A 1,585-nucleotide genomic window follows, 5' to 3' on the forward strand; every position below is an offset into this window, starting at 1 on the left:
CTTTGGTCATTCCGCTGTGGGTCTGACATCCCTGAACGAATATCTCATGTTGTCTGGCCATTTCCGCCGGTATCTTTTTGCCGACTGCTTTTCTGAATTTATCCACCGTTTCCCAGTTATAGCCGGCTAATTCAAGAGCGGTAAACAAAAGATCTTCTTGATAGACCAAAACCCCATATGATTTGGCAAGAAACTTCTCCGCCTTCGGGTGAAAATATTTGATGGGGCTTCGGCCTTGTTTTCTGGCAATGTATTCGGGGATGTTATTTATCGGACCCGGACGATAAAGGGCAACCATAGCGTTGATATCATCAATAACCGTCGGCCTAAGCTCCATAAGGAATTTTGTCATACCGTCGCCGTTCAATTGGAAAAGGCCTTCCGTTTCGCCTCTGGCCAGCATTTCAAAAGTTTTCTTGTCGTCAAAAGATATTTTCTCTATATCTATGTCAATATTTTTGTGCTCTTTGACCAAACGAACGGCATTCTCTAAGATAGCCAAATTACGAATACCCAAGAAGTCAAGTTTGGTTAACCCAACCCCCTCTTCTCCGACAGCATGCATATCATATTGGGTTATAAGTTTATCGTTTTCTCGAGGGTCGTATTGAATCGGTACGTAATTGTTTAGTGGGTTTGGGGATATAACCACACCGGCGGCATGAACAGAAACATGACGAACGGTGCCTTCAAGTTTTTTGGCAACATCCAATATTTCCCGCGCTTCGCGGTCTTTTTGGTAAAGGTTCTTAAGTTCCGGTTCAAGCTCCATGGCGCGATCTATCGTCATAGGAAATCCTTGTGAGCCCAGCGGTATTAACTTTGCAATACGATCGCCGGTCTCATATGGCTTGCCTAATGCACGCGCCACATCACGGACCGCTCCGCGAGCCAGCATTGTACCGAATGTTCCAATCTGGGCCACCTTATCGGCCCCATATTTCTTTTTGGCATATTCTATAACTTCTCCTCGTCGGTTATCGGCAAAGTCCATATCAATATCGGGGGCTGAAGGACGGAAGGGATTTAAAAATCGTTCAAAGGGAAGTTGAAATTCTATCGGGTTGACATGGGTGATACCGGAAAGATAAGACACAAGCGAGCCGGCGACCGAACCGCGGACCGTGGTATATATGTTTGATTCATGGGCAAATCGGAGCAGGTCGGCGACGACAAGGAAGTAGGGAGAATAGTCCTTTTGTTGGAAGTTTTTACTCTCAATAATTTCAAGTTCGTAACGTCGTCGTGCTTCTATTTCCGGATTATTGTCTAGCCCGCGTTCTTTTGCCCCTTTTCGGGTTAATTCATCAAGCATTTGGCCGGCTGTCTTGCCTGGTTCAAGTTTAAAGTTGGGGAAAATAAATTTGCCAAGCTCAAGTTCCACGTTGCATTGTTCGGCAACCTTTTCCGTGTTTGCCACCGCTTCTGGAATATCCTTGAACCATTCCATGGCTTCTTCGGTAGATATGAAGTGATATTGACCGTTGCCGGAGAAAATTTTGGTATCGGTAACATCGGTCTGGGTTGAAATTGCAACTAGAGTTTTGTGCGCGAACGCATCATCGGGGCGAAGATAATGCGAATC

The 1,585-nt window shown here is 45.6% G+C and carries 1 protein-coding gene; it reads right to left on the reverse strand.

Going from position 1 to position 1,585, the window contains the following annotated elements; translation table 11 throughout:
- The coding region (locus COU47_03050; protein ID PIR69445.1) for a DNA polymerase III subunit alpha at positions 1-1,585 on the reverse strand (1,585 nt) is incomplete at both ends.

The sequence above is a fragment of the Candidatus Niyogibacteria bacterium CG10_big_fil_rev_8_21_14_0_10_46_36 genome, assembly GCA_002772995.1.
GTDB lineage: Bacteria > Patescibacteriota > Minisyncoccia > 1-14-0-10-42-19 > 1-14-0-10-42-19 > 1-14-0-10-46-36.